The following is a 24599-nucleotide window of genomic DNA, read 5'->3' on the forward strand; positions in this document are numbered from 1 at the left end:
TAGATTCGGGGACGTTTCCTTGGCAGTAAGTAATCTCGATATGCATGCTTTATTCGTGCTCGGTGATTTGCGCGCAAAGCTGGTCAAACAGTTTCAATCACGTTTCGTCTATGTCACTGAACAGACCGCTGAAGGCATCTACATCGCCGAAATCGATACCGAAACGGCATTGGTCGTCGATGACAAACCGCGGCTGGAGCTCAAAGTGGGTGACCATTTCAGGGCCGCGGTATTGCCCAGTCGTGAAGGTGGCAAGTTTGAAATCAAGTTCCGCGAGATCAAACTCACGGTCTATGGCCTGGGCGAATACGCCTTTGTTACCACCGCCGACGGGCACGCAATCCTGTTCAAGGAAGGGCAAACCGTCGTGACGGTGTTTGCCGCCAACCAGCAGTTGGAGGGCGGATTGACCAAGACCTTGAAAGCGGTGACCGGCAAAGCGGCGAAATGGCGCAAGGGCGAACTCACGTTCAAGGCCAGCGAGTAATGACGCTGACTCGCGCCGATTTCCATGAGCAGAATCTTGAAAGTGCCCGCGCGCAGGCTCTTCGTCTTTTCACGCAGAAGGCCGTTCTGCAAGGCGCCTGGTTGGGTTGGGTAGCCTCTGAGATCTACAGCTTGCGCCCGGCGGAGTACGCCAGCATGGTTCGACGCGAATTGAAGTGTTTGCAGGAATCCGGCGAAAAATAGTCCTCATGCCTCGAATACAGCAACCTCTACTACAGTCAATTGACTGACTACGAGAGGCTGTGGTCTTCCTCTGGAAGATCATCCTGCTATTGCTGTGAAAAGCACGAGGTGCAAAAGCATGAAAGGATTTCGCGTACTGCTGGCCAGCACGTTGACCACACTCGGTTTGTTGACCGCACCCATCCCGGCAACTGCGGCCCCGGCGCCGATTCATTTTGCCGACCTCAACTGGGAAAGCGGTAGCCTGATCACCGATATCCTGCGGATTATTGTCGAGACGGGTTATGGACTGCCCACCGATATGCTTCCGGGCACCACCATCACGCTGGAAACCGCGTTGGCCAACAATGACATTCAGGTCATTGGCGAAGAATGGGCCGGACGCAGCCCGGTATGGGTCAAGGCCGAAGCCGAGGGCAAAGTGGCGAGCCTGGGCGATACGGTCAAGGGTGCGACCGAGGGCTGGTGGGTTCCTGAGTATGTGGTCAAGGGTGATCCGGCCAAAGGGATCAAGCCCATGGCACCGGGTTTGCGCAGCGTGTTCGATTTGCCGCGTTACAAGGATGTCTTCAGGGATCCGGAAACCCCGGGCAAAGGGCGCTTCCTCAATAGCCCGATCGGCTGGACCTCGGAAGTGGTCAACAAGCAGAAGCTCAAGGCCTATGGCCTGAACGACAGTTATGTGAATTTCCGCAGTGGCTCCGGCGCAGCGCTGGATGCAGAAATCAGTTCGTCGATTCGTCGTGGCAAACCGGTGCTGTTTTATTACTGGTCACCCACTCCGTTGCTGGGGCGTTTCAAGCTGATTCAACTGCAAGAGCCGCCGTTCGACGCCGAGGCCTGGAAAACCCTGACCGACACCGATCACCCTAATCCCAAACCCACCCGCTCGCTGCCGTCGAAACTGTCGATTGGCGTGTCCACGCCGTTCCAGAAGCAATATCCGCAACTCGTCGAGTTTTTTACCAAGGTCGACTTGCCGATCGATCCTTTGAACAAGGCCTTGGCCGACATGAGTGAAAAACACACGACGCCACGTCAAGCTGCCGAAGCCTTCATGCGGGCGCATCCGGATGTGTGGCGGGCGTGGTTGCCCAAGGATGTGGCTGACAAGGTGGCTGCTGCGTTGAAGTAAGGACGACCCACTGTGGCGAGGGAGCTTGCTCCCGCGGCCCGGTCCGCGCTCGGGCGAAGCGGCCCTAAAACCATCCAACCAGGTTATTCAGGCAGAACGTGTCAGCTGGTTTTGCGACCGCTTCGCGCTCGAGCGGGAGCAAGCTCCCTCGCCACATTCTGCTGCACCTTTCACCAAGGAAGTCTGGTCATGACGCTTTTGGTTGCTCAATGGATTGCCGGAATTTTTGTGTTGATCAGCCTGATCCACATTTACTGGGCGTCAGGCGGCAAGGCAGGCAGTGACGCGGTGGTGCCGCAGGTCCCGGGCACGTCTGGCGAGGAGCTGGAGCCGGCGTTCAAACCCTCGGCGTTCGGCACACTGCTGGTGGCCGCAGGCTTGACGGTGATTGCGCTGCTGGTCTGTCTGCGAGTCGGGTTGTTTGCGTCAGTGGTTTCCCACTGGACGCTGCAATGGGCGATCAGCGCGATTGCACTGCTGATGTTCGCTCGTGCAATCGGCGACTCCGAGCTGGTGGGGTTCTTCAAAGAAGTCGGTGGTTCGAAGTTTGCCCGTCTGGACACCTGGGCGTTTTCACCACTGTGTGTGGTGCTGGGCTTTGGGTTGCTGGTGGTGGCGGCTTCAAAATTTTTCGCGGGCAAGCCCGCTCCCACAGGTTTCACACCGTCCTTGTGGGAGCGGCGGTGCGGCGATCCGACTTGCCCGCGAAGACTGACTATCAGGCGACACAAAAAGTACAGCCTCAACTCCCACCTTCAGCTCTTCGACTACTCACTTCAGCCGGCACATCATCCCCAGCCATTCGCTTGCGAAAGAGCGCCGCCCGAGCCAGCAGCAAGGTGGTCACCGGCATGGTGATCGACAGCAGGATCGGGATCAGCCAGGCATGCAGTACCGGACCGGACTTGAGTGCCGAGAAGAAAATGATCGACGCCAGCGCCACACACCAGGCACCCAATGTCGATGCCAGGGCCGGCGGATGCATGCGCTGGAAGTAGTCCTTCATCCGCAGCAGGCCGAACGCGCCAATCAGCGCGAACAGGCTGCTGAGCACCAGGAGGATGGCCACTGGAATCTCGATCCAGAGTGACAGTTCGCCGAGAGCATTCATTCGATCACCTCGCCGCGCAGCAGGAATTTCGCCAGCGCGAACGAGCCGACAAAGCCAAACAAGGCAATCAGCAACGCGGCTTCGAAGTAGGTGTCACTGGCGTAGCGGATGCCCAGCACCAGCATCATCGGCATGGCGAGGATGTACAGATAGTCCAGCGCCAGAACCCGGTCCTGGGCCGACGGCCCCTTGAACAGGCGGATCAGGGTCAGGACCATGGCCACGGAAAAAATGAACAGACTCAGCAGAGTCGCACTCGAGAGCAGGGCGCTCATTCGAAGATCTCCATCAATGGACGCTCGTAGGTCGCCTTGAAGTGCCGGATAAACTGCGCTTCGTCATCCAGATCGAACACATGCAGCAGCAAGACGCTGCGGTCCAGCGCCAGCTCCGACCAGACGGTGCCGGGAATCACCGTGGTGATCATCGACAGCGCGGCCAGGCCATTGGCGTCACGCAGGTCCAGCGGCACTTTGATGAACCTGGCGCGCGGTGCCCGTCGCCCGACGTTCAACACGCCCCAGGCGACGGCGAGGTTGGACACCAGCACGTCACGACCGACCAGGAAAAACAACCGCACAATCACCCCGGGTCGGCGAATGCGGATCGGTAGCGGTCGCAACGGTTTCATCATCAACGGTGCGACCAACCCCAGCACGGCACCGAGCAAGAGATTGCCGGGGCTGACAGACTGGTTCAGCACCAACCACAACAGCCACAGCGCCAACGAGAACCAGGGCGCGGGGAACAGACGCTTCATGGTTGTACCTCCAGCAGCGCGGCCTGGGCTTGCGGGTTCGGCACCGTACGGGTGCCCAGCACCGCCATGACGTATTGCTGCGGGTCATTCAGGGTCTCGGCAGCGGCCTGGGTATAGCGCAGCAGCGGTTCGGCCTTGAAGGTCAGCAGAATGCTCAGACTCAGCAGCGCGATGATCGGCACGCACTCCAGGCGCCGCAGCAGCGGTGAAGGGCGCTCCTTGGGTGTCCAGAACCGCTGGATGCCCAGGCGCGAGAAGGCGATCAGCGACGCCAGCCCGGAGAGGATCAATAGCGCCAGCAAGCCCCAGGCAGCATTCGATACCGGTACATCAACACTGTTGCCCAGACCCAACGGGTTGAGCAGGGCACTGAGCAAACTCAGCTTGCCGATAAACCCCGACAGCGGCGGCATGCCGATGATCAGCAGGGCGCAGGCAATGAAACTCAAACCGAGAAAGGCCATGGTCCAGGGAATCACCTGACCGACCACGGCTTGCTGTTCATCATCGAGGTTGGTGCCTTTGGGCGGCTGCAAGGATTTCGGCGGTCGCGGGATGATCTCGCCTTCACAGTCCAGCGGCATTTCATTGGCCGAGCGCGAACGCTCGATCAGCTCCGCCAGCAGGAACAGCGCGCTCAACGCCAGGGTCGAGCTGACCAGATAGAACAGCGCCCCGGCCGTGAGGCTCGGTTGGGCGAAACCTGTGGCCGCCAGCAGAATCCCTGCCGACACCAGAATGCTCAGGCTGGCCATGCGTTCCAGCCGTTGCGCGGCGAGGATCGCCACTGCCGCGCAGATGATCGTCGCCATACCGCCATAGATCAGCCAGTCGCCGCCAAAGTACGCCGACGCCCCGGCTTGCCCGGAAAACAGCAGGGTCCACAAGCGCAACAAGGTATACACACCGACCTTGGTCATGATCGCGAACATCGCCGCCACCGGCGCACTGGCGGCGGAGTAGGCCGGTACCAGCCAGAAGTTCAGCGGCCACATGCCAGCCTTGGCCAGGAACGCCACGGCGAGAATCGCCGCACCGGCGTGCAGCAAACCGCGATCGGCTTCTGCCACCAACGGGATCTTCAGCGCCAGGTCGGCCATGTTCAGGGTGCCGGTGACGCCATAGATCAGCGCCGCGCCAATCAGAAACAGCGACGAGGCCAGCAGGTTGATCGAAATGTAATGCAGGCCGGACGACACTCGCGCCCGGCCCGAGCCGTGCAGCATCAGCCCGTAGGAGGCCGCCAGCAGCACTTCGAAAAACACGAACAGGTTGAACAGGTCGGCGGTCAGGAAGGCGCCGTAAAGGCCCATCAACTGAATCTGGAACAGCGCGTGGAAACTCGAACCGGCACCGTCCCAACGGGCCATGGCAAACAGTAGGGCGCAGACGCCGATGATCCCGGTCAGCACCAGCATCAGCGCCGACAGACGATCGACCACCAGCACAATACCGAACGGCACCTGCCAGTTGCCCGGCAAGTACACGCCGATGGAACCGGGCACGCCTGTCTGTTGAGTCCACTGCACCAACAGCAGCGAAATCCCCAGGCCGAGCAGGCTCGAGAACAGGTTGATCCGGGCTTTGAGCGGTCGATGTTTTTCGCCGAGCATCAGCATCAGGGCGGCCGTCAGCAACGGCAGCAGAATCGGTGCGGCGATCAGGTGGGGCATCCAGCTCATTCCTTAGGCTCCCGGCCATCCACATGGTCGGTCCCGGTCAGGCCCCGGGAGGCCAGCAGCACCACCAGAAACAACGCGGTCATGGCGAAGCTGATGACGATGGCGGTCAGCACCAAGGCTTGCGGCAGCGGGTCGGTGTAGTGCAGCAGATCCTGCGTCACGCCGTCCTTGATGATCGGCTCCTTGCCGATAAACAGGCTGCCCATGCTGAAAATGAACAGGTTGACCCCGTAGGACAGCAGGCACAGGCCCATGACGACCTGAAAGGTCCGCGGGCGCAGCACCAGCCAGACTCCGCAAGCGGCCAGTACGCCAATGGCAATTGCGATGACTTCTTCCATCAGATGACTCCTGCCATGGCAACGGGTTTGGGCTGGCTGACGGGTTTATGGCCACGTACCGATTGGTGCGCCAGCGCAGTGAGGATCAGCAGCGTCGAACCGACCACCACGGCGTATACGCCGATGTCGAAGAACAGCGCGCTGGCGATATGGATGTCGCCCACTATCGGCAGCGCGAAGTGCCAGGTGTGGGTGGTCAGGAACGGGTAACCCACGGCCATCGCCCCCAGTCCGGTGACGGTGGCGAACAGCAGCCCGGTGCCCATCCAGCGCACTGGCCGCAGGCTCATTTGTGCCTCGACCCATTGGGTGCCGGCGACCATGTATTGCAGGATGAACGCCACCGACATCACCAGTCCGGCTACGAAGCCGCCGCCCGGTTGGTTGTGCCCGCGCATGAACAAGTAGAGCGACACCACCAGGGCAATCGGCAGCAACAACCGCACCAGCGCCGCCGGGACCATCATGAAGCCCAGCGCGGTGTCGCTGGCGTGGCGCGGGTTGACCAGGTCGGTCACCACGTCGGGCGCCAGCAGACGCTGCTGCGCCGGCAGCTGCATGCTTTCCTTGGGCGGGCGGAAGCGTCGCAGCAGGGCGAATACGCTCAGGGCCACGGCCGCCAGCACAGTGATTTCGCCGAGGGTGTCGAAGCCGCGGAAGTCCACCAGCATCACGTTGACCACGTTGCTGCCACCGCCTTGCGGCAGTGCTCGGCTGAGGTAGAACGAGGAAATGTCGTTGGGGGTCTGACGGGTCAGCATGGCGTAGGACAACAACGCCATGCCGCCACCGACCACGGTCGACAGCAGCAAGTCCCGCACACGACGAATCCGCGCCTTGCGCAGGCTGCTCGGCAGCGGCGAGACTTCTTCGATCCGCCGTGGCAGCCAGCGCAGCCCCAGCAGGATCAGCACCGTGGTCACCACTTCGACCACCAGTTGGGTCAAGGCCAGGTCCGGCGCCGAGAACCAGACGAAGGTCACGCAGGTCATCAAGCCGCAGACGCTGACCATGGTCAGGGCCGCGAGACGGTGATACTTGGCTTGCCAGGCGGCACCGAGGGCGCAGGCAATCGCCAGCAGCCAGAGGATGACAAAGACGATCGACCCCGGAATTTTCGGCCGATCACCCCAACTCAGGCTGCTGTGGAGCATCGGGATCAGCCCGGCGAGTACCGCCATCAGCACCAGCAGGAACAATTGGCTTTGCAGGCGCCTGGCGCTGACTCGTCGCTCGATGCGTCGGGCCATGCGCATCATGATCACCAGGCTGCGCTCGAATATCCGCTTGCCGTTGAAGTAACGGATGATTGGCGGGTGGTCGAAACGCCCGCGCTTGAGCTGATCGCGCAACAACAGATAGAGCACGATGCCGCCGGACATGGCGATCAGGCTCATGATCATCGGTGCGTTCCAGCCGTGCCAGATCGCCAGGCTGTACTCGGGCAGCGTGCCGCCAACCACCGGCAGGGCCGCCGCCGCCAGCAACGAACCGACCACCTGGGCCGGGAAGATTCCCACCAGCAGGCAAGCGAACACCAGCAACTCGACCGGCGCGCGCATCCAGCGTGGCGGTTCGTGCGGGGTGTGCGGAAGGTCAGTGGCAGCCGGGCCGAAGAACACGTCGACGGTGAAACGCAGGGAATAGGCGACGCTGAAAGTGCCGGCGAGGGTGGCGATCACCGGCAGGGTCATCTCGACCCAGGCGGTAGCGGAAATGAACACGGTTTCGGCGAAGAACATCTCTTTCGACAGGAAACCGTTGAGCAGCGGCACGCCAGCCATCGAGGCGCTGGCGACCATGGCCAGGGTGGCGGTGAACGGAATCAGCCGGATCAGACCGCTGAGTTTGCGGATGTCGCGGGTGCCGCTTTCATGGTCGATGATGCCGGCGGCCATGAACAGCGAGGCCTTGAAAGTGGCGTGGTTGAGAATATGGAACACCGCCGCGACGGCGGCCAATGGACTATTCAGGCCCAGCAACAAGGTGATCAGGCCCAGGTGGCTGATGGTCGAGTAGGCGAGCAGTCCTTTGAGGTCGTTCTGGAACATCGCGCAATAGGCGCCCAGCAACAGGGTGCAGGCGCCGGCACCGCCGACGATATAAAACCATTCTTCGCTGCCGGAGAGTGACGGCCAGAGCCGTGCCAGCAGAAATACCCCGGCTTTGACCATGGTTGCCGAGTGCAGATAGGCCGAGACCGGTGTCGGTGCGGCCATGGCATGGGGAAGCCAGAAGTGGAAAGGGAATTGTGCGCTTTTGCTCAAGACACCGATCAGGATCAGCGGCAGCAGCACCGGGTACAGGGTATGGGCGCGGATCAGCTCACCGGCGGCGAGCACCTTGTCCAGGTCATAGCTGCCGACCACATGGCCGAGCAGCATGACCCCCGCCAGCAGGCACAAACCGCCCGCGCCGGTCACCATCAGCGCCATATAGGCACCTCGGCGGGCGTCGGCGCGGTGGTGCCAATAGCCGATCAACAGGAACGAGAACAGACTGGTCAGTTCCCAGAAAAATACCATTTGAATCAGATTGCCGGAGATCACCAGCCCGAGCATGGCGCCCATAAAGGCCAGGAAAAACGCAAAGAAGCGCGGCACCGGATCTTCCGGCGACATGTAATAACGCGCGTAAAGCGACACCAGCGTGCCGATGCCCAGCACCAGCATCGAGAACAGCCAGGCGAAACCGTCCATGCGCAGGACGAAGTTCAAGCCCAGGCTGGGCAGCCAGAAGAACTCTTCGCGAATCACGCCGCCATGGGCGATCTGCGGGTAGAGCATGGCGACTTGTACAGTGCCGATCAGTGCAACCAGACCAGCCAACAGGGATGCAGTGTTACGGGCGTTGTGCGGCAGCAAGGCGGCCAGACTGCTGCCGATAAAAGGCAAAAGCAGTAGAACTATCAGGGACATAGGCTTCTAATCTGCGCAAGTTTGGTGATGGATCATACGTGCCGGGTCCCGGATCACCAACTGCCAAGCTGTGGCAGGATCCTACAAGGCAGACGGAAAAAGTCTGGTTTTCCTGATCTCGATGAGTCAGCGATATTGCTGAAATGGCTGTTGTCTGTTCAGCCGCCTTCGCGGGCAAGCCCGCTCCCACAAGGGGAATGCGGTCAACTGTGGGAGCGGGCTTGCCCGCGAATGCGATGTTCCAGACGCCGAAAATGCTGAGGTTTTCAGCCCTGGGTTTCGCGCTCCAGCTCTCCCTCAGCCTCAACCGCACCCTTGCCCTTGGTCTTCAACTCACTAACGATTACCGCCGCCACAATCAATGCCGCACCCAGCAAAGCAATCGCCGGCAACCGCTCGCCGGCGATGCGCCCGACGATTCCGGCCCACACCGGCTCACCGGCATAGATCAGCGTCGCGCGGGTCGGTGAAACGCTTTTCTGCGCCCAGTTCATCGCCACCTGAATCGCCGCGCTGGCCGCGCCCAGACCCAAGGCGCTGATCAGCAGCAGCCAGGAAAACCCGGGAATGACTTCCTGGGTCGGCACCACCATCAGCAACGCCAGCACCGAGGTCACGGCCAGTTGCACGACCGTGACCCGGCGCACATCGACCTGCCCGGCATAGGTGCTGATCAAAATGATTTCGGCCGCAATCGCGATGGCGCTGATCAGGGTGGCGATTTCTCCCGGGCTGAAATTCAGTGAGGCGCCACTGGGGCCTGCAAGCAGCATGAGACCGGTGAACGCCAGCATGATGCCAATACTCGGCATCACCCCCGGCCGACGCCCCAGCACCAGCCATTGGAGCAAGGGTACAAAAGGCACGTAGAGCGCTGTAATGAAGGCCGACTGACTGCTGGGGATGGTCTGTAAACCCACCGTCTGCAGACCGTAACCGAGCATGATCGCCACACCGATGAAGGCGCCCGCCTTGAACTCGAACAGGGTCAAATGGCGCAGGCTGCGCCAGGAGAACAGCGCGACGATGCTTGCCGCTGCGGCGAACCGCAGACCGACGAAAAACATCGGCCCGCTGACGGTCATCGCATGCTGCACCAGCAGAAATGTCCCGCCCCAGACCATGGTGATCAGTACCAGCACGCACTCGGCTTTGCTGAACCGCGAGAACAGGGGAGAGGCTTGGGGGGAATTCACCGACGTCATGGCCTTGCGCGCTACCTGAGTGGGACGCACAATGCGCCGGAAGTTGGGCAGTATACTGCGCAAATCAGTCAAGTGAGCAATATAGTGCACAAAGATCCTACACAGCGCACCTCCGTCCTGCAGCACGTCAGCCAGAACGTACGTCGCCTGCGGCATGCCGCGCAGTTGAGTCAGACGGCTCTGGCGGAAAAATCCGGCGTCAGCCGGCGCATGCTGGTGGCCATCGAAGCCGGCGAGAAAAACGTCAGCCTGACGACTCTGGATCGGGTCGCCGAAGCGTTGGACGTTGCATTCAGCGACCTGATTCAAGCCCCGGATGCTCGCGATCCAAGCCGTATCAACGAACTTGCCTGGGCCGGGGTAATCCCTGGCAGCAAAGCGGTGTTGCTGGCCAAGGCCATCGCCCGGCGCGAAGTCGAACTCTGGGAATGGCGCCTGGAACCCGGTGAGCACTATCCATCGGAGCCGGACGCCGAAGGCTGGAGCGAGCAACTGTTTGTCTTCGAAGGCTGCCTGACACTGCTGCTGGGCGAAGAAGAAAAGTGCATCGGTACCGGTGAGTTTTTTATGTTCGCCAGTAACCAACCCCATGCCTATCGCAACGATGGGCCGGTGGCGGCGCGGTTCGTGCGCAATGTGGTGATTTGAACGGACAGTAACTGTTGCCTCTGCCAATGCGTCCTACTTTGGTACTACAGGGCGAACCGTCCATGGGTTTGACGCCTATGATTGCTCAGGAAATTTTCGAGACCATTTTTCGAGATCATCGCGCAGCACTAACGAGTTGCCGGCGCGCAAAGCACTGACAAGTGAGAACGGAATGAGCGAAACCAAAGGCAGACAGGCAACTGACGACATCCGTAGCGCTGACATCCTGATCGTCGGCGGCGGCTTGAGTGGCGCGTTGCTGGCGGCGCAGTTGTTGCGTCTGCCTGGCAAGCGTCAGGTGCTGGTGATCGAGCCCCGCGCTGAATTGGGGCGGGGCGAGGCCTACAGTGCGGTCGAGTTGGGACATACCTTGAACGGCAATGCGGCGCGCATGAGCGTCGACCCGGACAATGCCGATGACCTGACTCAATGGCTGAGCGAGTTCATCGCCGCCGGCGGCTGGCCGGAGTCGGATCAGCAGCCGGTGCCGGTCAGCGAGTTGTTCCCGCCACGGGGGATCTTTGGTCTGTATGTGCAGCAACGACTAGCCGAAGCGCAGGCAGTCGGCGCGCACAATGGCTCCAGCGTCGAGCATGTCCGTGGGGAAGTGGTCGATCTGCAAACGGACGAAACCGGGGAGCTGTTGACCCTCGGTGACGGCACGCAATTGCGCGGTGCGTTCGCGGTACTGGCCACGGGCTTGTTTGCGGCTGCGCGTACGCCACAAACCGAATCCAGCGGTTTGAATGCGGCAGCGGTGGACCCTTGGGATGTGTCGGCCATGGCCCGACTCGATCCGCGCTCCACGGTGCTGATCATCGGTTCCGGGCTGACCATGGTCGATGCTGTGGTGTCGCTGGAACAGGCCGGTCATCGTGGACCGATCGAGGTGTTTTCCCGGCACGGACTGCTGCCCCATGTCCGCCGCCAGCCACCGACCTGGGTGGATTTTCTCGCCGAGGACCCGAGCATTCGCAGCCCCAGACAGTTGATGCGCGAATTGCGCCGCCAGTGCCAGGCGGCAATGGCGGCCGGTATCGACTGGCAAGCGCCGCTGGACACCGTGCGCGCGCATATCGGCCGTTTGTGGAGCCAGGCGACGGATGTGCAGCGCCGGCAATTCGTGCGGCATGTACGACCATGGTGGGAAAGCCACCATCACCGTTCACCACCGTTGAGCGCCGAGTTGGTGGAGCGTTTGCACAACGAGGGGCGTTTGCGGATTCAGGCGGCGTCATTCAAGGGCCTCGAGCCATCGGCTGACGGCCAGCTGAGCATTCGCATTCGTCGACGTGGAGAAGCGCACACCACACGGGTCACTGGTGCGGCGCTGATCAACTCCAGCGGGATCGAATACGACTGGCGCCGCGTGGCCCGGCCCTTGCCGCAGCAACTGCTGGCTCGCGGTCTGATTCAGCCGGGACCGCTGGCGCTGGGAATTGCCGCCGATGCGGGCGGCGCGCTGGTCAATGCCAATGGACAGGTCGCCGACCGCTTGTTCGCCATGGGCCCGCCGTTGCGCGGGATGTGGTGGGAAAGCACCGCAGTGACGGATGTGGCCAGTCAGGCCAAGGCGCTGGCGCAGAGATTGTGCCACGGTCAGTGATCGCCTGGGGCCGGATCGCTTGCCGACGGTGGTCGACATGCTCAAGCGTGAAGCCGCGCTGATCGGGCCGCGGATCAATCCGTTCGATCCGCTATTGCGAAGGCCTTTGCAGGTGTTCGGGCAGGGTTGACCACAATCCACAAATCTCCACCAATCCAAATGTGGGAGCGAGCCTGCTCGCGATAGCGGTGTATCAGTCGATATTAATGTTGAATGTACCGGCCTCATCGCGAGCAGGCTCGCTCTCACAGGGGAATGATGGTGATCAGAACTTCAACGTCTGCTTGAGCATCTGCGCCGCCGGCGTGTTACTCGGGCTGACCATCGCATAGTTGTACCCGGCTCCGGACCAGTACTCGGCCTGCAGTTCGCCGTCGCTGCGGCTGCCCCGGGGCAGCAGGGTGTTTTTTGGCCCGGGTGGACGGACGTAGAAACTGATCTTGTGCCCGCTCCGGTCCTCGTACACCACCATCGCCGCCGGCCCTTGTTCGGTACTGAGCAGCCGCCCGCTGATGGGTTTGTATCCGGAAGCGGTCAGGTTCGGCAGACGATGGGCCTGGCTGAAATAGCGGTCGAGCCAGCCTTGCATGTCGCCGTCATCGCTGACCTTGTAGTCCGCCGGCAGGAGGCCTTGCTGGGCAATCAGCCGGTAGGCCTGCATCGCATCGGTCATCGGCGGCGGGGCGCTGGCCAGGGTCATTTCCCGCGCCTGCCAACCGCTCAAGCCACCGACGCTGACGGCGATCAGCAGCACGGCGGCGCTGGCCAGATTGCGTCGCGACTGACGCTTGAGGCGCTGGCGAATTACGGTAGGGTCGAGGTCCGGGTTGGCCGGTTGTTGCAAGGCGCCGCTCAACGCCGCGCGCAATTGTTGAGCATCCTGCTGCCAGGCCTCGACTTGCGCTGCGACTTCGGGCTGAGCCGCCAGATAAGTCTCGACCAGACGCCGGTCCGCATCGCTGAGCTGATGGTCGACATAGGCGTGCAGGTCGCTAACGCTTGGGGGCATGCTGATCATTTGAGTATCCGCAGAGAAGGGCTGGTGATTTCTCCGTCGCTGAAATGGCGCAAGGCCTGGCGGGCGCGGGACAGGCGAGACATCACGGTGCCGGTGGGAACCTCGAGAATTTCGGCGACTTCCTTGTAGCTCAAGCCTTCCACCGAGACCCAGAGCAGCAGGGCGCGCTGCTCGGCGGTCAGTTGGTCGAACGCCTGAAGGGTCGATTGAGCGATCACTGTGCGTTCGACCGAGGGCTGCGCATCATCGCGGCCGGTGAAGAATTCGAGCATCCGCGCATAGCGCCGCGAGCGCCGATGGGCATCGAGAAACTGCCGATAGAGAATCGAGAACAGCCAGGCACGCAGATCGCCCTCGGGACGTTTGTCGGTCCAACTCGACAGCGCCCGCTCAAGGCACGATTGCACCAGATCGTCAGCGCTGCTCGGGTTACGGGTCAACGACACGGCAAACCGCCGAAGCCTTGGGATGAGTTCGCGTAACTGTTCGTCGAGATCGTTCATGAAATGCTGGCTAGTCACTACGCTTGGGACTAGGAAGACGCCCGGCATTGAAGGTTATTCCACGCCTGTAAAAATAAATACCGGGCGATGGAATAAACCTTTCCGGGCTTCGTCTGATTGATCCTTCTCACCTGCGGCCCACGGCCCTGGAGTTTTTCATGGTTGATCACTCACCGCCGCCACCGCGGCAAATCAGGCCTGCGCTGAGTGCCGCGAGCCTGACCGTGCGCCTGGCGGGTATTGCTGTGGTGGTCGCGGCGATTGCCGGGGCGTTTGCCTATGTTCACGGCACCTTCGACCCCCAGCGCCTGACGCCCAAAGCCCTGGTCGATGTACTGGAGAAAAACAACGGGGTGCATCCGGGGTTTCGACGCAATCACTCCAAAGGTGTGTGCGTGGCCGGTTATTTCGAGAGCAGCGGTCAGGCCCGTGAGTTTTCCAGGGCGCAGGTATTCAGCGAGGCGCGCACGCCAGTGGTAGGGCGGTTCGCATTGCCCAGCGGCAATCCTTATGCGCCGGACAGCAGCGTACCGATCCGTAGCCTGGCGCTGCGTTTCACTCAGGCCAATGGTCAACAGTGGCGCACCGGCATGAACAGCATGCCGGTGTTCCCGGTGGGTACGCCCGAAGCCTTCTATCAATTTCAACAGGCCAATTCTCCGGACCCGGCTACCGGCAAGCCGAATCCAGCGGGCCCTCCGGCGTTTTTTGCCGCGCACCCGGAAACCGCGCCGTTCCTGCAGTGGGTCAAGACCGCCAAACCGTCGGCCAGCTATGCCACTGAAACCTACAACAGTATCAACGCGTTTTATCTGGTAAATGCTGCCGGTCAGCGTCAGGCCGTGCGCTGGAGCGTGGCGCCGCTTGTTCAAGACTCGGCGGGAGCCAGCGCGCCTGAAGGCGGCGATTTTCTGGGAAAAGATCTGCTCCAGCGACTGGCCGCCGGACCGCTGCGTTGGCAACTGAACATCACCTTGGCCAATCCCGGTGATCCAACCAATGACGCCAGTAAAGCCTGGCCGGACGATAGAAAGGTGCTGAATGCCGGCACGCTGGTGCTTGAGAGCAGCCAGCCGCAAAGCAATGGCGAGTGCCGTGACGTCAACTACGACCCGCTGATTTTGCCGAGCGGCATCGAAGGTTCGGACGACCCATTGCTGGTCGCCCGCTCTGCGGCGTACGCCAAGTCCTACCTGCGTCGCACCAGTGAAGTCAGCCAATTGCCCGCAGCTACACAGGAGTCGCAACCATGAGTGCCCAACCGAATCATTTCGCACCCTTGGCGCGGCTGCTGCACTGGCTGATGGCGCTGATGATCATTGCCATGCTGTTTATCGGCGCCGGCATGGCGGCTTCGGTGTCCGAGCGTCATGAATGGCTGATCCATATCCACAAACCTTTGGGCGTGGCGATTCTGCTGCTGGTGGTCGTGCGTCTGGCCGTACGCTTCTCGACCCGGCAACCGCCGCTGCCAGCAGACCTGCCGGGTTGGCAGGCGTTGGCTGCCAAGGCGTCCCATGTGTTGCTGTACGCCTTGATGCTGATACTGCCGCTGTTGGGTTGGGCAATGATCTCGGCAGCCGGTGATCCGGTGATGCTCGGCAGTTCGCTGCAACTGCCCGCGATAGTGCCGGCCGATGCGCAGACCTTTGCCTTCTTGCGCAAGGCTCACGGTTATCTGGCGTACCTGCTGTTCTTGACTGTGCTGCTGCATCTGGCGGCGGCGCTGTTCCATGGCTGGGTGCGTCGTGACGGGGTATTGCAGAGCATGTTGTTTGGTAAGGATCACGGCTGAAAATCTTGCCAACACACAACCCTGTGGGAGCGGGCTTGCCCGCGAAGAAAACACCGCGGTTTTTCAGGCATTACGCGTCATCGTTCTTCGCGGGCAAGCCACGCTCCCACAGGTTTTGGGTGAGCCGGTCCACCACCATCGGTTGATGACATGCAGTGCGATCGCGGCTTAGCGCAACATCCCGACCATATCCGCCACCGTCGTCAACACATCCTTACCCAACCGCATCGAACGCTTGCCCGACCAGCCGGTGAGCGCATTCGGTGCATCGTTGTTGTCCTTGAACGGCATCTCCAGGGTCAACGACAGGCAATCGAATTTCTCGCCGACGCTGTTGCAGGCCAGGGTCATGTTGGCTTTGCCCGGTTTGTCACGGGTGTAGCCGTGGGTGGTCTGGAAGTCGCGGGTCAGGTGTTTCAGGTGGCTGCGCAAATGCTCTTCGAGTTTCTCGATTCGCGATGTGTAGCCCGGGTTGCCTTCGCAGCCAGCGGTGAAGACGTAGGGGATTTCTTCGTCGCCATGGATATCGAGGAACAGGTCGACACCGTACTTCTCCATCTGCTGCTGAACGAAGAACACTTCCGGGCTGAGGTCCTGACTCGCACTCTGCCAGGCGCGATTAAGATCCTGGCCCATGGCGTTGGTGCGTAAATGGCCATGGAAGGCGCCATCCGGGTTCATGTTGGGGACAAGGTACAGATCGGCACTGGCCAGCAGCTTTTTCATCACAGGATCATCGCGCTGTTGCAGGCGCTCGATGATGCCTTCCATAAACCACTCGGCCATATGCTCGCCGGGGTGCTGTTGAGCGATGATCCAGACCTTGCGCTGGCCTTCGGCGCCAGTGCCCTTGCGCAGCAGCTGAATGTCGCGACCCTCGACGCTTTTGCCGGTGGCGAGCAGCTCGGTGCCGGCCTTGGTCAGTGCCTGTCCGATCAACCAGTCATGGCGTCCACGGCTATAGGGTTCGAAATAGGCGAACCAGGCGTTCGTTGCACTGGCTTCGAGGCTGAACCGCAAGGTATCGCCCTCGAAAATCGTCGGTACACGAAACCAGTTGACGTGATCGTAGGAGGCCACGGTCTGGTAACCATCCCACGCTTTGTTATAGGACGACTTGCTGGCGTTGCTCAGGCGAAACCAATGCTCCTGGCCCACATGCAGGCCGCTGGCCTTGAAGTGGAACCATTGGAAGTGCTGGCTGCGGGTGTCCGGCTTGATAGCCAACAACACTTGCAGTGGATTGCTGGTGTCCAGCACCTCGATATTGCCACTGTCGAAGTTGGCAGTAATTTGAACGGCGCCTTGAGCCACGGCCATAGTCTGGTTACCTGAGTATGATTTTATGACGGCTACTTTACACGCAAGGGGGAGGGAAACAGCGGGGTAATTTCGAGGAGATATGTAGGGGGGCGTCGTCCTTGACGCAGCAGCAGCTTAGTGACTATGCGATGGACTCTCAAGCGCTATTTTCGGTACGTTTGCCCCAATATCGCCGGGGCTTTCTTGCAAAATGATGTTCTTTTGATATTATCGCCGCCATTGAACATATCCAGTCTTCATTAGCCTGAAGCCAAGCCAGAAAAACTGGCAAAAAAAGACCCGGCAAAAAGCCGGGTCAAAAACCGTGATTAGCCTGATGAGGAGATATTCCAGGAGTCCGACCTAAGGTCTCCTGGGCTATCGACCGATCTCGCGACCAGCTGCATGCAATAATAATCATTATCATTTGCAGGTCAAATGTTTTCCCGCACTTTTCTGGAATTTTTTTCCTGCCCTCGCTACACGCCTGGCATTGAATCCGTCATAGCCATTGGCTGTGCGGGGCTACGCTATTCAATCGACCCGGTTTCCATCCAGCGAACTGTCCACCATGGCTTTGGCCAAATCAATCATATGGACCACCGAGAACGCCAGATCGCGGTTTGCGCCGTACAGGTTTTCTGCGGATTCATAAGCCGTGGCCGCTGCGCAGCGCAACAGACCCGAGGCATGGACCAGGGCTTCTTCGCTGCTGATACCGCGTCTCACCTCAAAGAGTTTTTCCTCGATTTCGGGTCCTGAAACAGCCGGTTTCAAGTAATAGTCCAGGGCACGTTGCGCTGCGGTGTTGCCTTTCAACGAGGCTAACGTGACGTCTGTTTCCGTTTCTGACGAGTCATTGCTGGGTGTGATCATGATGGCGGGTGCTCTAATGATGGGGCAAACAAGTAAATCCAAGACTAGTACAAAGTGTATTTATGGCGAAAATTTAAATACTACAACGTGTGTGTTGAGCGCTTGAGTACACAACGTATTGTTCCGGCCATGGATAAATGGATCGAATTGGTCAAGGCCAAAATGAGTGAACTCAAAATCACTCAAGAAAAACTCGCAGAGCGCCTCGGAATGTCTCAGGGCGGCGTTGGCCATTGGCTGAGTAAGCGTCGCCAACCCAGTATTGAGGACATGAACCGTGTGCTTCAGGAAATTGGCTTGGGGTTTCTTGAAGTCGCACTGGTGATCAGGGAACCCGCAGCTTCCAGGGATGAGGAGGATGACGGTTACCACCTCTCGCTGGCAGACAAGTACAACCCGTACTTCCGCTATCCGGTCAGTGACTGGCGAACCCTGTGCGAGGTGCGCGAGGAGCAACCGGACTACTCCAGGTCCCGGTCCAGGCCCAAGGGACGTTATGAACTAACCGATTACCATGCTCGGGGCGCGGCGTTCTGGCTGGTGGTGGTGGGGGACGCAATGACCGCCCCGAGTGGCCTCAGTATCGCGCAAGACATGCTGATTCTGGTCGACCCGGCCGTGGAAGCGGTGCCAGGCAAACTGGTGATTGCGCGCTGGCCGGACAGCGCTGAGGCGACTTTTCGCAAGTTGATCGAGGAGGGCGGGCAACGTTACCTCGTCCCGCTCAACCCGACTTATCCGAAAACCCTCTACACCGATAAATGCCGAATCATCGGTGTGGTCATGCAGGCCACGGCGAAATTCTGACCCGGTCGGTCCTGCGCAAGCGTCGGACCGATCACTTCACCGCTTACTGCAGCTCTACCAGCGCACTGCCTTCGCTGACCATCTCGCCTTCCAGGCAATACAGTGCCTTGATCACTCCGGCATGGGGCGCGCGAATGCTGTGTTCCATCTTCATGGCTTCCAGCACCACCAGTTGCGCACCGGCTTCGACGGCTTGCCCGGCTTCGACCAGCACCCGCACGATGCTGCCGTTCATGGGGGCCGTGAGGCCGCCGTGGTGGCTGTGGCTGGCTTCGACTTCGGCAATCGGGTCGTACGGCTTGATGCTGCGCAGGTCGCCCTGCCAATGCAGATAGAGCGTGTTGTCGCGGCGGATCGCCCGATGTTGACGACGCAGGCCGTCACGCTCGATCAGCAGCTGCTCACCCGAAAGCTCGGCAGAGCGAGCGCTGACAATGTCCAGGGTGACCGCTTTATCCTGCCCTTCACAACTCAAGTGCAGGGTGGTTTGTGCCGGCAGTCCGGCACGCAAACCGCTGGCAATCGCCCACGGTGAACTGCGGTCATCGTCACGCACGGTGTCCGGCTGGCTCTGGGCAAAGGCTTGAGCCGCGGCTTGCCAGAACTCGTCGCTCAGCTCGTTCGGCGCTGGCAGCAGTTGTTCCTGATAGCGCGGAATAAACCCGGTATCGAGTTCCGCTGCCGCGAAGGCCGGGTGGCCGACGATGCGACGCAGGAAGCTGATGTTGGTTTTCAGTCCGCCGATGGCGAACTCATCGAGCATGCTCAACAGACGCAAACGGGCCTGTTCACGATTCTCGCCCCAGGCGATCAGCTTGCCGAGCATCGGGTCGTAGAACGGTGAAATGCTGTCGCCTTCTTCCACACCGCTATCGACACGTCGCCCCGGGCCTGCCGCCGATTCGCGATACAGATCAAGACGGCCGGTGGCCGGCAGGAAGTCATTGCCCGGGTCTTCGGCATACAAGCGAACTTCAATCGCATGCCCGATCAACGGCACCTGTTCCTGAGTCATCGGCAGCGCTTCGCCTTGAGCGACACGAATCTGCCAGGCCACCAGGTCGAGGCCGGTGATGGCTTCGGTGACCGGGTGTTCGACTTGCAGGCGCGTGTTCATCTCCATGAAGAAGAACTCACCGCGCGCATCCAGCAAAAACTCCACGGTGCCCGCGCCGACATAACCGATCGCTTGTGCCGAGCGCACCGCAGCTTCGCCCATGGCCTGGCGAAGCTGCGGAGTCAGCCCCGGCGCGGGTGCTTCCTCGACGACTTTCTGGTGCCGACGCTGGATCGAGCAGTCGCGCTCGTTGAGGTACAGGCAGTTGCCGTGCTGATCGGCGAACACCTGGATTTCCACGTGGCGCGGCTTGAGCAGGTATTTCTCCACCAGCATCTGCGAGTTGCCGAACGACGACTGCGCTTCACGCTGAGCCGAGGCCAGGGCTTCGGCCAGTTGGCTGACGTCCTCGACCACTTTCATGCCTTTACCGCCGCCGCCCGCAGTCGCCTTGAGCAGCACCGGGTAGCCGATGCGTTCGCAGGCATCGCGGAAGGTGTCGAGGTCCTGAGCCTCGCCGTGATAACCGGGCACCAGCGGCACACCGGCGGTTTCCATCAAGGCCTTGGCGGCGGATTTGCTGCCCATGGCGTCGATGGCCGAGGCGGGCGGGCCGAGGAAGATCAGGCCGGCGGCTTCGATGGCGCGGGCGAACCCGGCGTTCTCGGAAAGAAAGCCATAACCAGGATGGATAGCCTGGGCACCGCTGGCCTTGGCGGCGGCGATCAGTTTGTCGATTTGCAGGTAGCTGTCAGCGGCTTTACTGCCGCCCAGGTCGACGCGAATATCCGCTTCGCGGGCGTGTCGGGCGTCACGGTCGGTGGCGCTGTGCACGGCCACGGTGGTCAGGCCCAGGGCCTTGGCGGTGCGCATCACCCGGCAAGCGATTTCGCCGCGGTTGGCCACCAGCAGGGTGGTGAGAAGAGGGGCGCTCATCAACGCGGCTCCTTGGTGGTCGTGTTGGGCTGCCAGCTTGGCGGGCGTTTTTGCAGGAAGGCGCGCAGGCCTTCCTGACCTTCGGGGCTGACGCGGATCCGCGCGATGGCGTTTTCGCAATAGCGCCGCAGCGCCGGGGTCAGGGCGCCATTGCCGACTTCGCGCAGCAAGTCTTTGCTGGCGCGCATGGCCGCCGGGCTGTTGAGTAGCAGGTTATCGATCCAGTGCTCAATTTTTTGCTCCAGTTCGGTGGCCGGATAACTTTCGGCCAGCAGGCCGATTTCCCGTGCCCGTTGCCCGCCGAAGCGTTCAGCGGTCAGGGCATAGCGCCGTGCCGCGCGCTCGCCGATGGCTTGCACCACGAACGGACTGATCACCGCCGGTGCCAGGCCGATGCGCACTTCCGACAGGCAGAACTGCGCATCGTCAGCACCGATGGCCATGTCGCAGCAGCTGATCAAACCGAGCGCGCCGCCATAGGCCGCACCTTGCACCACCGCCAGGGTCGGAATTTTCAGCTTGGCCAGGTTGTACATCAGCTCCGCCAATTCACGGGCATCGTCGAGGTTGGTGTGATAATCGAGTTCGGCCGACTGTTGCATCCAGGCCAGATCGGCACCGGCGCTGAAGTGCTTGCCGCGGCCACGCACCAACAGGAACCGCAGGCTGGTATCGCTGGATACCTTGTCCAGCGCGATGATCAGCTCGCGGATCATCTCGGCGTTGAAAGCGTTGTTCTTTTCTTCACGGCTGAGCCACAAGGTCGCGAAACCACGCGGGTCGGTCAGCAGTTCGAGGGTGTTGAAGTCGCTCATATTATTTTGTCCTTCACTGCTTTTGTGGGAGCTGGCTTGCCAGTCAGTTAACAAGAATCTACGGCGTGGTGATCAATTGTGGCGAGGGAGCTTGCTCCCGCTGGGGCGCGAAGCGGCCCTAAAACCAGCAATCGCGGTTTTTCAGATAGGACGCATTAGCCGGATTTACGACTGCTACGCAGCCGAGCGGGAGCAAGCTCCCTCGCCACAGGTTTTGCATTCGGCGCCTCTACTCTTAACTGATTGGCATTAGGGCAAGCCTCGCTCCTACACAGAGTCACATGCGGAACACGCCGAAGCGGCTCGGTTCGATAGGGGCATTCAGCGAGGCCGACAAGGCCAGCGCGAGGATGTCGCGGGTCTGCGCCGGGTCAATGACACCGTCGTCCCACAGCCGGGCACTGGAGTAGTAGGGGTGGCCTTGCTCTTCGTATTGATCGAGGATCGGTTGCTTGATCTCGGCTTCCTGAGCGTCGGTGAAGGGATGGCCGCTGCGTTCCGCCTGCTCGCGCTTGACCTGCACCAACACGCCAGCCGCCTGCTCGGCGCCCATCACGCCGATTCGCGCGTTCGGCCACATCCATAGGAACCGCGGATCGTAGGCCCGTCCACACATGCCGTAGTTACCGGCACCGAAGCTGCCGCCGATGATCACGGTGAATTTCGGCACCTTGGCACAGGCCACCGCCGTCACCAGTTTCGCGCCGTGTTTGGCGATGCCGCCGGCCTCGTACTTCTGACCGACCATGAAGCCGGTGATGTTCTGCAGGAACAGCAGCGGAATGCCGCGCTGGCAGGCCAGTTCGATAAAGTGCGCGCCTTTCTGCGCGGCTTCGGCGAAGAGGATGCCGTTGTTGGCCAGGATCGCGATCGGGTAGCCGTGCAGGTGAGCAAAGCCGCACACCAGTGTCGTCCCGAACAATGCCTTGAACTCATCGAACACCGAGCCGTCGACCAAACGGGCAATGACTTCGCGCACGTCGAATGGTTGCTTGGCGTCCGCCGACACCACGCCGTACAACTCGTCGCTGCTGTATAGCGGGGCGATCGGCGTGCGCTGTTGCAGTTCGCCGAGTTTGCGCCAGTTGAGGTTGGCAACGCTGCGTCGGGCAATGGCCAGGGCGTGTTCATCGCTCTCGGCGTAGTGGTCGGCGACCCCGGAAATTTTGCAGTGCACATCGGCCCCGCCGAGGTCTTCGGCGCTGACCACTTCACCGGTGGCGGCTTTCACCAGCGGTGGGCCGGCAAGGAAAATCGTCGCCTGTTGGCGAACCATGATCGCTTCGTCGGCCATGGCCGGTACGTAAGCGCCACCGGCGGTGCAGGAGCCCATGACCACGGCAATTTGCGGAATACCCATGGCGCTCATGTTGGCCTGGTTGAAGAAGATCCGCCCGAAGTGTTCGCGGTCCGGAAACACCTCATCCTGACGCGGCAGGTTGGCGCCACCGGAGTCCACCAGATAGATGCAGGGCAGGCGATTCTGCTGGGCGATGGTTTGCGCGCGCAGGTGTTTTTTCACGGTCAGCGGGTAATACGAGCCGCCTTTGACGGTGGCATCGTTGGCGACGATCATGCATTCGACGCCTTCGACCCGGCCGATCCCGGCAATCACGCCAGCGGCCGGAACATCTTCGCCATAGACTTCATAAGCTGCCAGTTGGCTGATCTCGAGAAATGGCGAACCCGGATCGAGCAGGCGATTGATCCGCTCACGGGGCAGCAACTTACCCCGCGAGGTGTGGCGTTCTTGAGCCTTCGGGCCGCCACCTTGCGCCACTTGAGCGAGCAGCGTGTGCAGGGCGTCGACCTGTTTGAGCATCGCCGCGCTGTTGGCCGCGAACTCCGCCGAACGGGGGTTGAGCTGGGTATGCAGGATAGCCATGGACAGCTCCGTTTAGCGGGTTTCGTTGAACAGTTCACGACCGATCAGCATGCGGCGAATCTCGCTGGTGCCGGCGCCGATTTCGTACAGCTTGGCGTCGCGCAGCAGACGACCGGCGGGGAATTCATTGATGTAGCCATTGCCGCCGAGAATCTGGATCGCGTCGAGGGCCATTCGGGTCGCGCATTCGGCGCTGTAGAGGATCACCCCGGCGGCGTCCTTGCGGGCGGTTTCGCCGCGCTCGCAGGCCTGGGCAACGGCGTACAGGTAAGCGCGGCTGGCGTTGAGCTGGGTGTACATGTCAGCGACTTTGCCTTGAATCAGCTGGAATTCGCCGATGCTTTGGCCGAACTGTTTGCGGTCGTGGATGTACGGGACGATCAAGTCCATGCAGGCTTGCATGATCCCGGTCGGGCCACCTGAAAGGACCACGCGCTCGTAGTCGAGGCCGCTCATCAGGACTTTGACACCGCCGTTGAGGGCGCCCAGCAGGTTTTCTTCCGGGACTTCGACGTCGTCGAAAAACAGCTCGCAGGTGTTCGAACCGCGCATGCCGAGCTTGTCGAATTTGTTGCTGCGGCTGAAGCCTTTCCAGTCACGCTCGACGATGAAGGCGCTGATGCCGTGAGGGCCTTTCTCCAGGTCAGTCTTGGCGTAGATCACGTAGGTGTTGGCATCCGGGCCGTTGGTGATCCAGGTTTTGCTGCCGTTGAGCACGTAGTGATCGCCGCGTTTTTCGGCGCGCAGTTTCATCGAGACCACGTCGGAACCGGCATTCGGCTCGCTCATGGCCAGGGCGCCAACGTGTTCGCCGCTGATCAGTTTCGGCAGGTACTTGGTTTTCTGTTCGTGGTTGCCGTTACGGTTGATCTGATTCACGCACAGATTGGAGTGCGCGCCGTAGGACAGGGCGACCGAAGCCGAGCCGCGGCTGATTTCTTCCATGGCCACCACGTGGGCCAGATAGCCCAGGCCCGCACCGCCGTATTCTTCCGGCACGGTGATCCCGAGCAACCCCATGTCACCGAACTTGCGCCACAGGTCGGCGGGGAACAGGTTGTCGATGTCGATCTGCGCTGCGCGAGGGGCGATTTCCTTGGCGACGAAGGACTGAACCTGATCGCGCAGCATGTCGATGGTTTCGCCCAGGGCGAAGTTCAGGGATGGGTAGCTCATGGGTCACCTTTGGTCTTTTTGTCAGGGGCGGAGAGCGGCTGATCGGCTCTCACCTTTACGTTAACGTAAGCCTGCGATGGGCGGCTGTCAATCACCCTTTACGTTAACGTCAACTTGAGCGAGAGTATAGGAAGTTTCTGTAGGAACAGGGCTTTCACCTGTGGCGAGGGAGCTTGCTCCCGTTGGGTCGCGAAGCGGCCCTGAAATCGGCTATTGCAGTTCGTCAGATAAACCGCATTCGCTGGTTTTACGGCTGCTGCGCAGCCGAGCGGGAGCAAGCTCCCTCGCCACACAAGCCCGGCTCTCACACACCCGCCAATAAAGACAATAGGG

At 60.9% G+C, this 24599-nt stretch carries 23 protein-coding genes and 2 pseudogenes; 10 read left to right on the forward strand and 15 right to left on the reverse strand.

Annotation, left to right across the window (positions count from 1 at the left end; all coding sequences use genetic code 11):
- Window positions 1-40: 40 nt before the first annotated feature.
- From AC3I0A_RS10305 to AC3I0A_RS10320, 4 genes and pseudogenes are all read left to right on the forward strand, one after another.
- Window positions 41-487: a hypothetical protein gene (locus tag AC3I0A_RS10305; RefSeq protein WP_489377641.1), complete on the forward strand. Its 447-nt coding sequence runs from the start codon at window positions 41-43 to the stop codon at window positions 485-487.
- Window positions 487-690, forward strand: coding sequence for a hypothetical protein (locus AC3I0A_RS10310; RefSeq protein WP_489377643.1), 204 nt, complete (start codon window positions 487-489; stop codon window positions 688-690). The genes AC3I0A_RS10305 and AC3I0A_RS10310 overlap by 1 nt, the downstream gene beginning before the upstream one ends.
- 118 nt (window positions 691-808) lie before the next feature.
- Window positions 809-1825 carry an ABC transporter substrate-binding protein gene (locus AC3I0A_RS10315; protein ID WP_489377645.1) on the forward strand — a complete coding sequence of 339 codons (1017 nt, stop codon included), beginning with the start codon at window positions 809-811 and terminating at the stop codon, window positions 1823-1825.
- 189 nt (window positions 1826-2014) lie between these two features.
- Window positions 2015-2443: pseudogene (locus tag AC3I0A_RS10320) on the forward strand (DUF3995 domain-containing protein); the annotation flags it as partial.
- A 124-nt stretch (window positions 2444-2567) separates the two neighbouring features.
- Here AC3I0A_RS10320 and AC3I0A_RS10325 read toward each other — a convergent pair.
- The 7 genes from AC3I0A_RS10325 to AC3I0A_RS10355 form a co-directional block, all read right to left on the reverse strand.
- Entirely contained in the window at window positions 2568-2936 is a 369-nt protein-coding gene (locus AC3I0A_RS10325; protein WP_489377646.1) for a Na+/H+ antiporter subunit G, read from the reverse strand.
- Window positions 2933-3211 (reverse strand): K+/H+ antiporter subunit F, encoded by a 279-nt coding sequence (locus AC3I0A_RS10330; protein WP_489377648.1) that lies wholly within the window; start codon window positions 3209-3211, stop codon window positions 2933-2935. Before AC3I0A_RS10330 ends, AC3I0A_RS10325 begins: the two co-directional genes overlap by 4 nt.
- Complete coding sequence (locus AC3I0A_RS10335; protein ID WP_489377649.1) at window positions 3208-3696, reverse strand: Na+/H+ antiporter subunit E; 489 nt, start codon at window positions 3694-3696, stop codon at window positions 3208-3210. Before AC3I0A_RS10335 ends, AC3I0A_RS10330 begins: the two co-directional genes overlap by 4 nt.
- Window positions 3693-5378, reverse strand: a complete 1686-nt coding sequence (locus tag AC3I0A_RS10340; RefSeq protein WP_489377650.1) for a monovalent cation/H+ antiporter subunit D — start codon at window positions 5376-5378, stop codon at window positions 3693-3695. Before AC3I0A_RS10340 ends, AC3I0A_RS10335 begins: the two co-directional genes overlap by 4 nt.
- On the reverse strand, window positions 5375-5719 hold the full coding sequence (locus AC3I0A_RS10345; protein WP_489377651.1) for a Na+/H+ antiporter subunit C: 345 nt from the start codon (window positions 5717-5719) through the stop codon (window positions 5375-5377). Before AC3I0A_RS10345 ends, AC3I0A_RS10340 begins: the two co-directional genes overlap by 4 nt.
- Window positions 5719-8637 carry a monovalent cation/H+ antiporter subunit A gene (locus AC3I0A_RS10350; RefSeq protein ID WP_489377653.1) on the reverse strand — a complete coding sequence of 973 codons (2919 nt, stop codon included), beginning with the start codon at window positions 8635-8637 and terminating at the stop codon, window positions 5719-5721. The genes AC3I0A_RS10345 and AC3I0A_RS10350 overlap by 1 nt, the downstream gene beginning before the upstream one ends.
- 266 nt (window positions 8638-8903) lie before the next feature.
- Entirely contained in the window at window positions 8904-9932 is a 1029-nt protein-coding gene (locus AC3I0A_RS10355) for a DMT family transporter (protein WP_489377654.1), read from the reverse strand.
- Here AC3I0A_RS10355 and AC3I0A_RS10360 point away from each other — a divergent pair.
- The 3 genes and pseudogenes from AC3I0A_RS10360 to AC3I0A_RS10370 all read left to right on the forward strand — a co-directional run.
- Window positions 9927-10490, forward strand: coding sequence for a helix-turn-helix domain-containing protein (locus AC3I0A_RS10360; RefSeq protein ID WP_489377655.1), 564 nt, complete (start codon window positions 9927-9929; stop codon window positions 10488-10490). The genes AC3I0A_RS10355 and AC3I0A_RS10360 overlap by 6 nt on opposite strands.
- Before the next feature lie 172 nt (window positions 10491-10662).
- On the forward strand, window positions 10663-12096 hold the full coding sequence (locus tag AC3I0A_RS10365; protein ID WP_489377657.1) for an FAD/NAD(P)-binding protein: 1434 nt from the start codon (window positions 10663-10665) through the stop codon (window positions 12094-12096).
- Window positions 12083-12226, forward strand: a pseudogene (locus tag AC3I0A_RS10370) (IclR family transcriptional regulator); the annotation flags it as partial. The gene AC3I0A_RS10365 and the pseudogene AC3I0A_RS10370, both read left to right, overlap by 14 nt.
- A gap of 135 nt (window positions 12227-12361) precedes the next feature.
- On the opposite strand, the gene AC3I0A_RS10375 reads toward AC3I0A_RS10370, so the two are convergent.
- Window positions 12362-13114 (reverse strand): anti-sigma factor family protein, encoded by a 753-nt coding sequence (locus AC3I0A_RS10375; protein ID WP_489377658.1) that lies wholly within the window; start codon window positions 13112-13114, stop codon window positions 12362-12364.
- Window positions 13111-13617: an RNA polymerase sigma factor gene (locus AC3I0A_RS10380; RefSeq protein ID WP_489377659.1), complete on the reverse strand. Its 507-nt coding sequence runs from the start codon at window positions 13615-13617 to the stop codon at window positions 13111-13113. The genes AC3I0A_RS10375 and AC3I0A_RS10380 overlap by 4 nt, the downstream gene beginning before the upstream one ends.
- A gap of 158 nt (window positions 13618-13775) precedes the next feature.
- On the opposite strand from AC3I0A_RS10380, the gene AC3I0A_RS10385 reads away from it, so the two are divergent.
- Both AC3I0A_RS10385 and AC3I0A_RS10390 read left to right on the forward strand, forming a co-directional pair.
- Window positions 13776-14870 (forward strand): catalase family peroxidase, encoded by a 1095-nt coding sequence (locus AC3I0A_RS10385; RefSeq protein WP_489377660.1) that lies wholly within the window; start codon window positions 13776-13778, stop codon window positions 14868-14870.
- Window positions 14867-15412 carry a cytochrome b gene (locus tag AC3I0A_RS10390; protein ID WP_489377661.1) on the forward strand — a complete coding sequence of 182 codons (546 nt, stop codon included), beginning with the start codon at window positions 14867-14869 and terminating at the stop codon, window positions 15410-15412. Before AC3I0A_RS10385 ends, AC3I0A_RS10390 begins: the two co-directional genes overlap by 4 nt.
- A gap of 168 nt (window positions 15413-15580) precedes the next feature.
- Here AC3I0A_RS10390 and AC3I0A_RS10395 read toward each other — a convergent pair whose 3' ends face one another.
- Window positions 15581-16732, reverse strand: coding sequence for a M14 family metallopeptidase (locus tag AC3I0A_RS10395; protein ID WP_489377662.1), 1152 nt, complete (start codon window positions 16730-16732; stop codon window positions 15581-15583).
- Between the two features lie 516 nt (window positions 16733-17248).
- Window positions 17249-17590, reverse strand: a complete 342-nt coding sequence (locus AC3I0A_RS10400; RefSeq protein WP_489377663.1) for a DUF6124 family protein — start codon at window positions 17588-17590, stop codon at window positions 17249-17251.
- 129 nt (window positions 17591-17719) lie between these two features.
- Between AC3I0A_RS10400 and AC3I0A_RS10405 the strand changes: the two genes are divergently transcribed.
- Window positions 17720-18397, forward strand: a complete 678-nt coding sequence (locus tag AC3I0A_RS10405) for a LexA family protein (protein WP_489377664.1) — start codon at window positions 17720-17722, stop codon at window positions 18395-18397.
- Between the two features lie 43 nt (window positions 18398-18440).
- On the opposite strand, the gene AC3I0A_RS10410 is transcribed toward AC3I0A_RS10405, so the two are convergent.
- From AC3I0A_RS10410 to AC3I0A_RS10425, 4 genes are all read right to left on the reverse strand, one after another.
- A complete protein-coding gene (locus AC3I0A_RS10410; protein ID WP_489377665.1) occupies window positions 18441-20390 on the reverse strand; it encodes an acetyl-CoA carboxylase biotin carboxylase subunit in 1950 nt (649 codons plus the stop codon).
- Window positions 20390-21205 (reverse strand): gamma-carboxygeranoyl-CoA hydratase, encoded by an 816-nt coding sequence (locus AC3I0A_RS10415; RefSeq protein WP_489377667.1) that lies wholly within the window; start codon window positions 21203-21205, stop codon window positions 20390-20392. The genes AC3I0A_RS10410 and AC3I0A_RS10415 overlap by 1 nt, the downstream gene beginning before the upstream one ends.
- Window positions 21206-21482: 277 nt before the next feature.
- On the reverse strand, window positions 21483-23090 hold the full coding sequence (locus tag AC3I0A_RS10420) for a carboxyl transferase domain-containing protein (RefSeq protein ID WP_489377668.1): 1608 nt from the start codon (window positions 23088-23090) through the stop codon (window positions 21483-21485).
- 12 nt (window positions 23091-23102) lie between these two features.
- Entirely contained in the window at window positions 23103-24266 is a 1164-nt protein-coding gene (locus AC3I0A_RS10425) for an isovaleryl-CoA dehydrogenase (protein ID WP_489377669.1), read from the reverse strand.
- Window positions 24267-24599 lie beyond the last annotated feature (333 nt).

The sequence above is a fragment of the Pseudomonas sp. KH_024_B2 genome, from assembly GCF_057839965.1.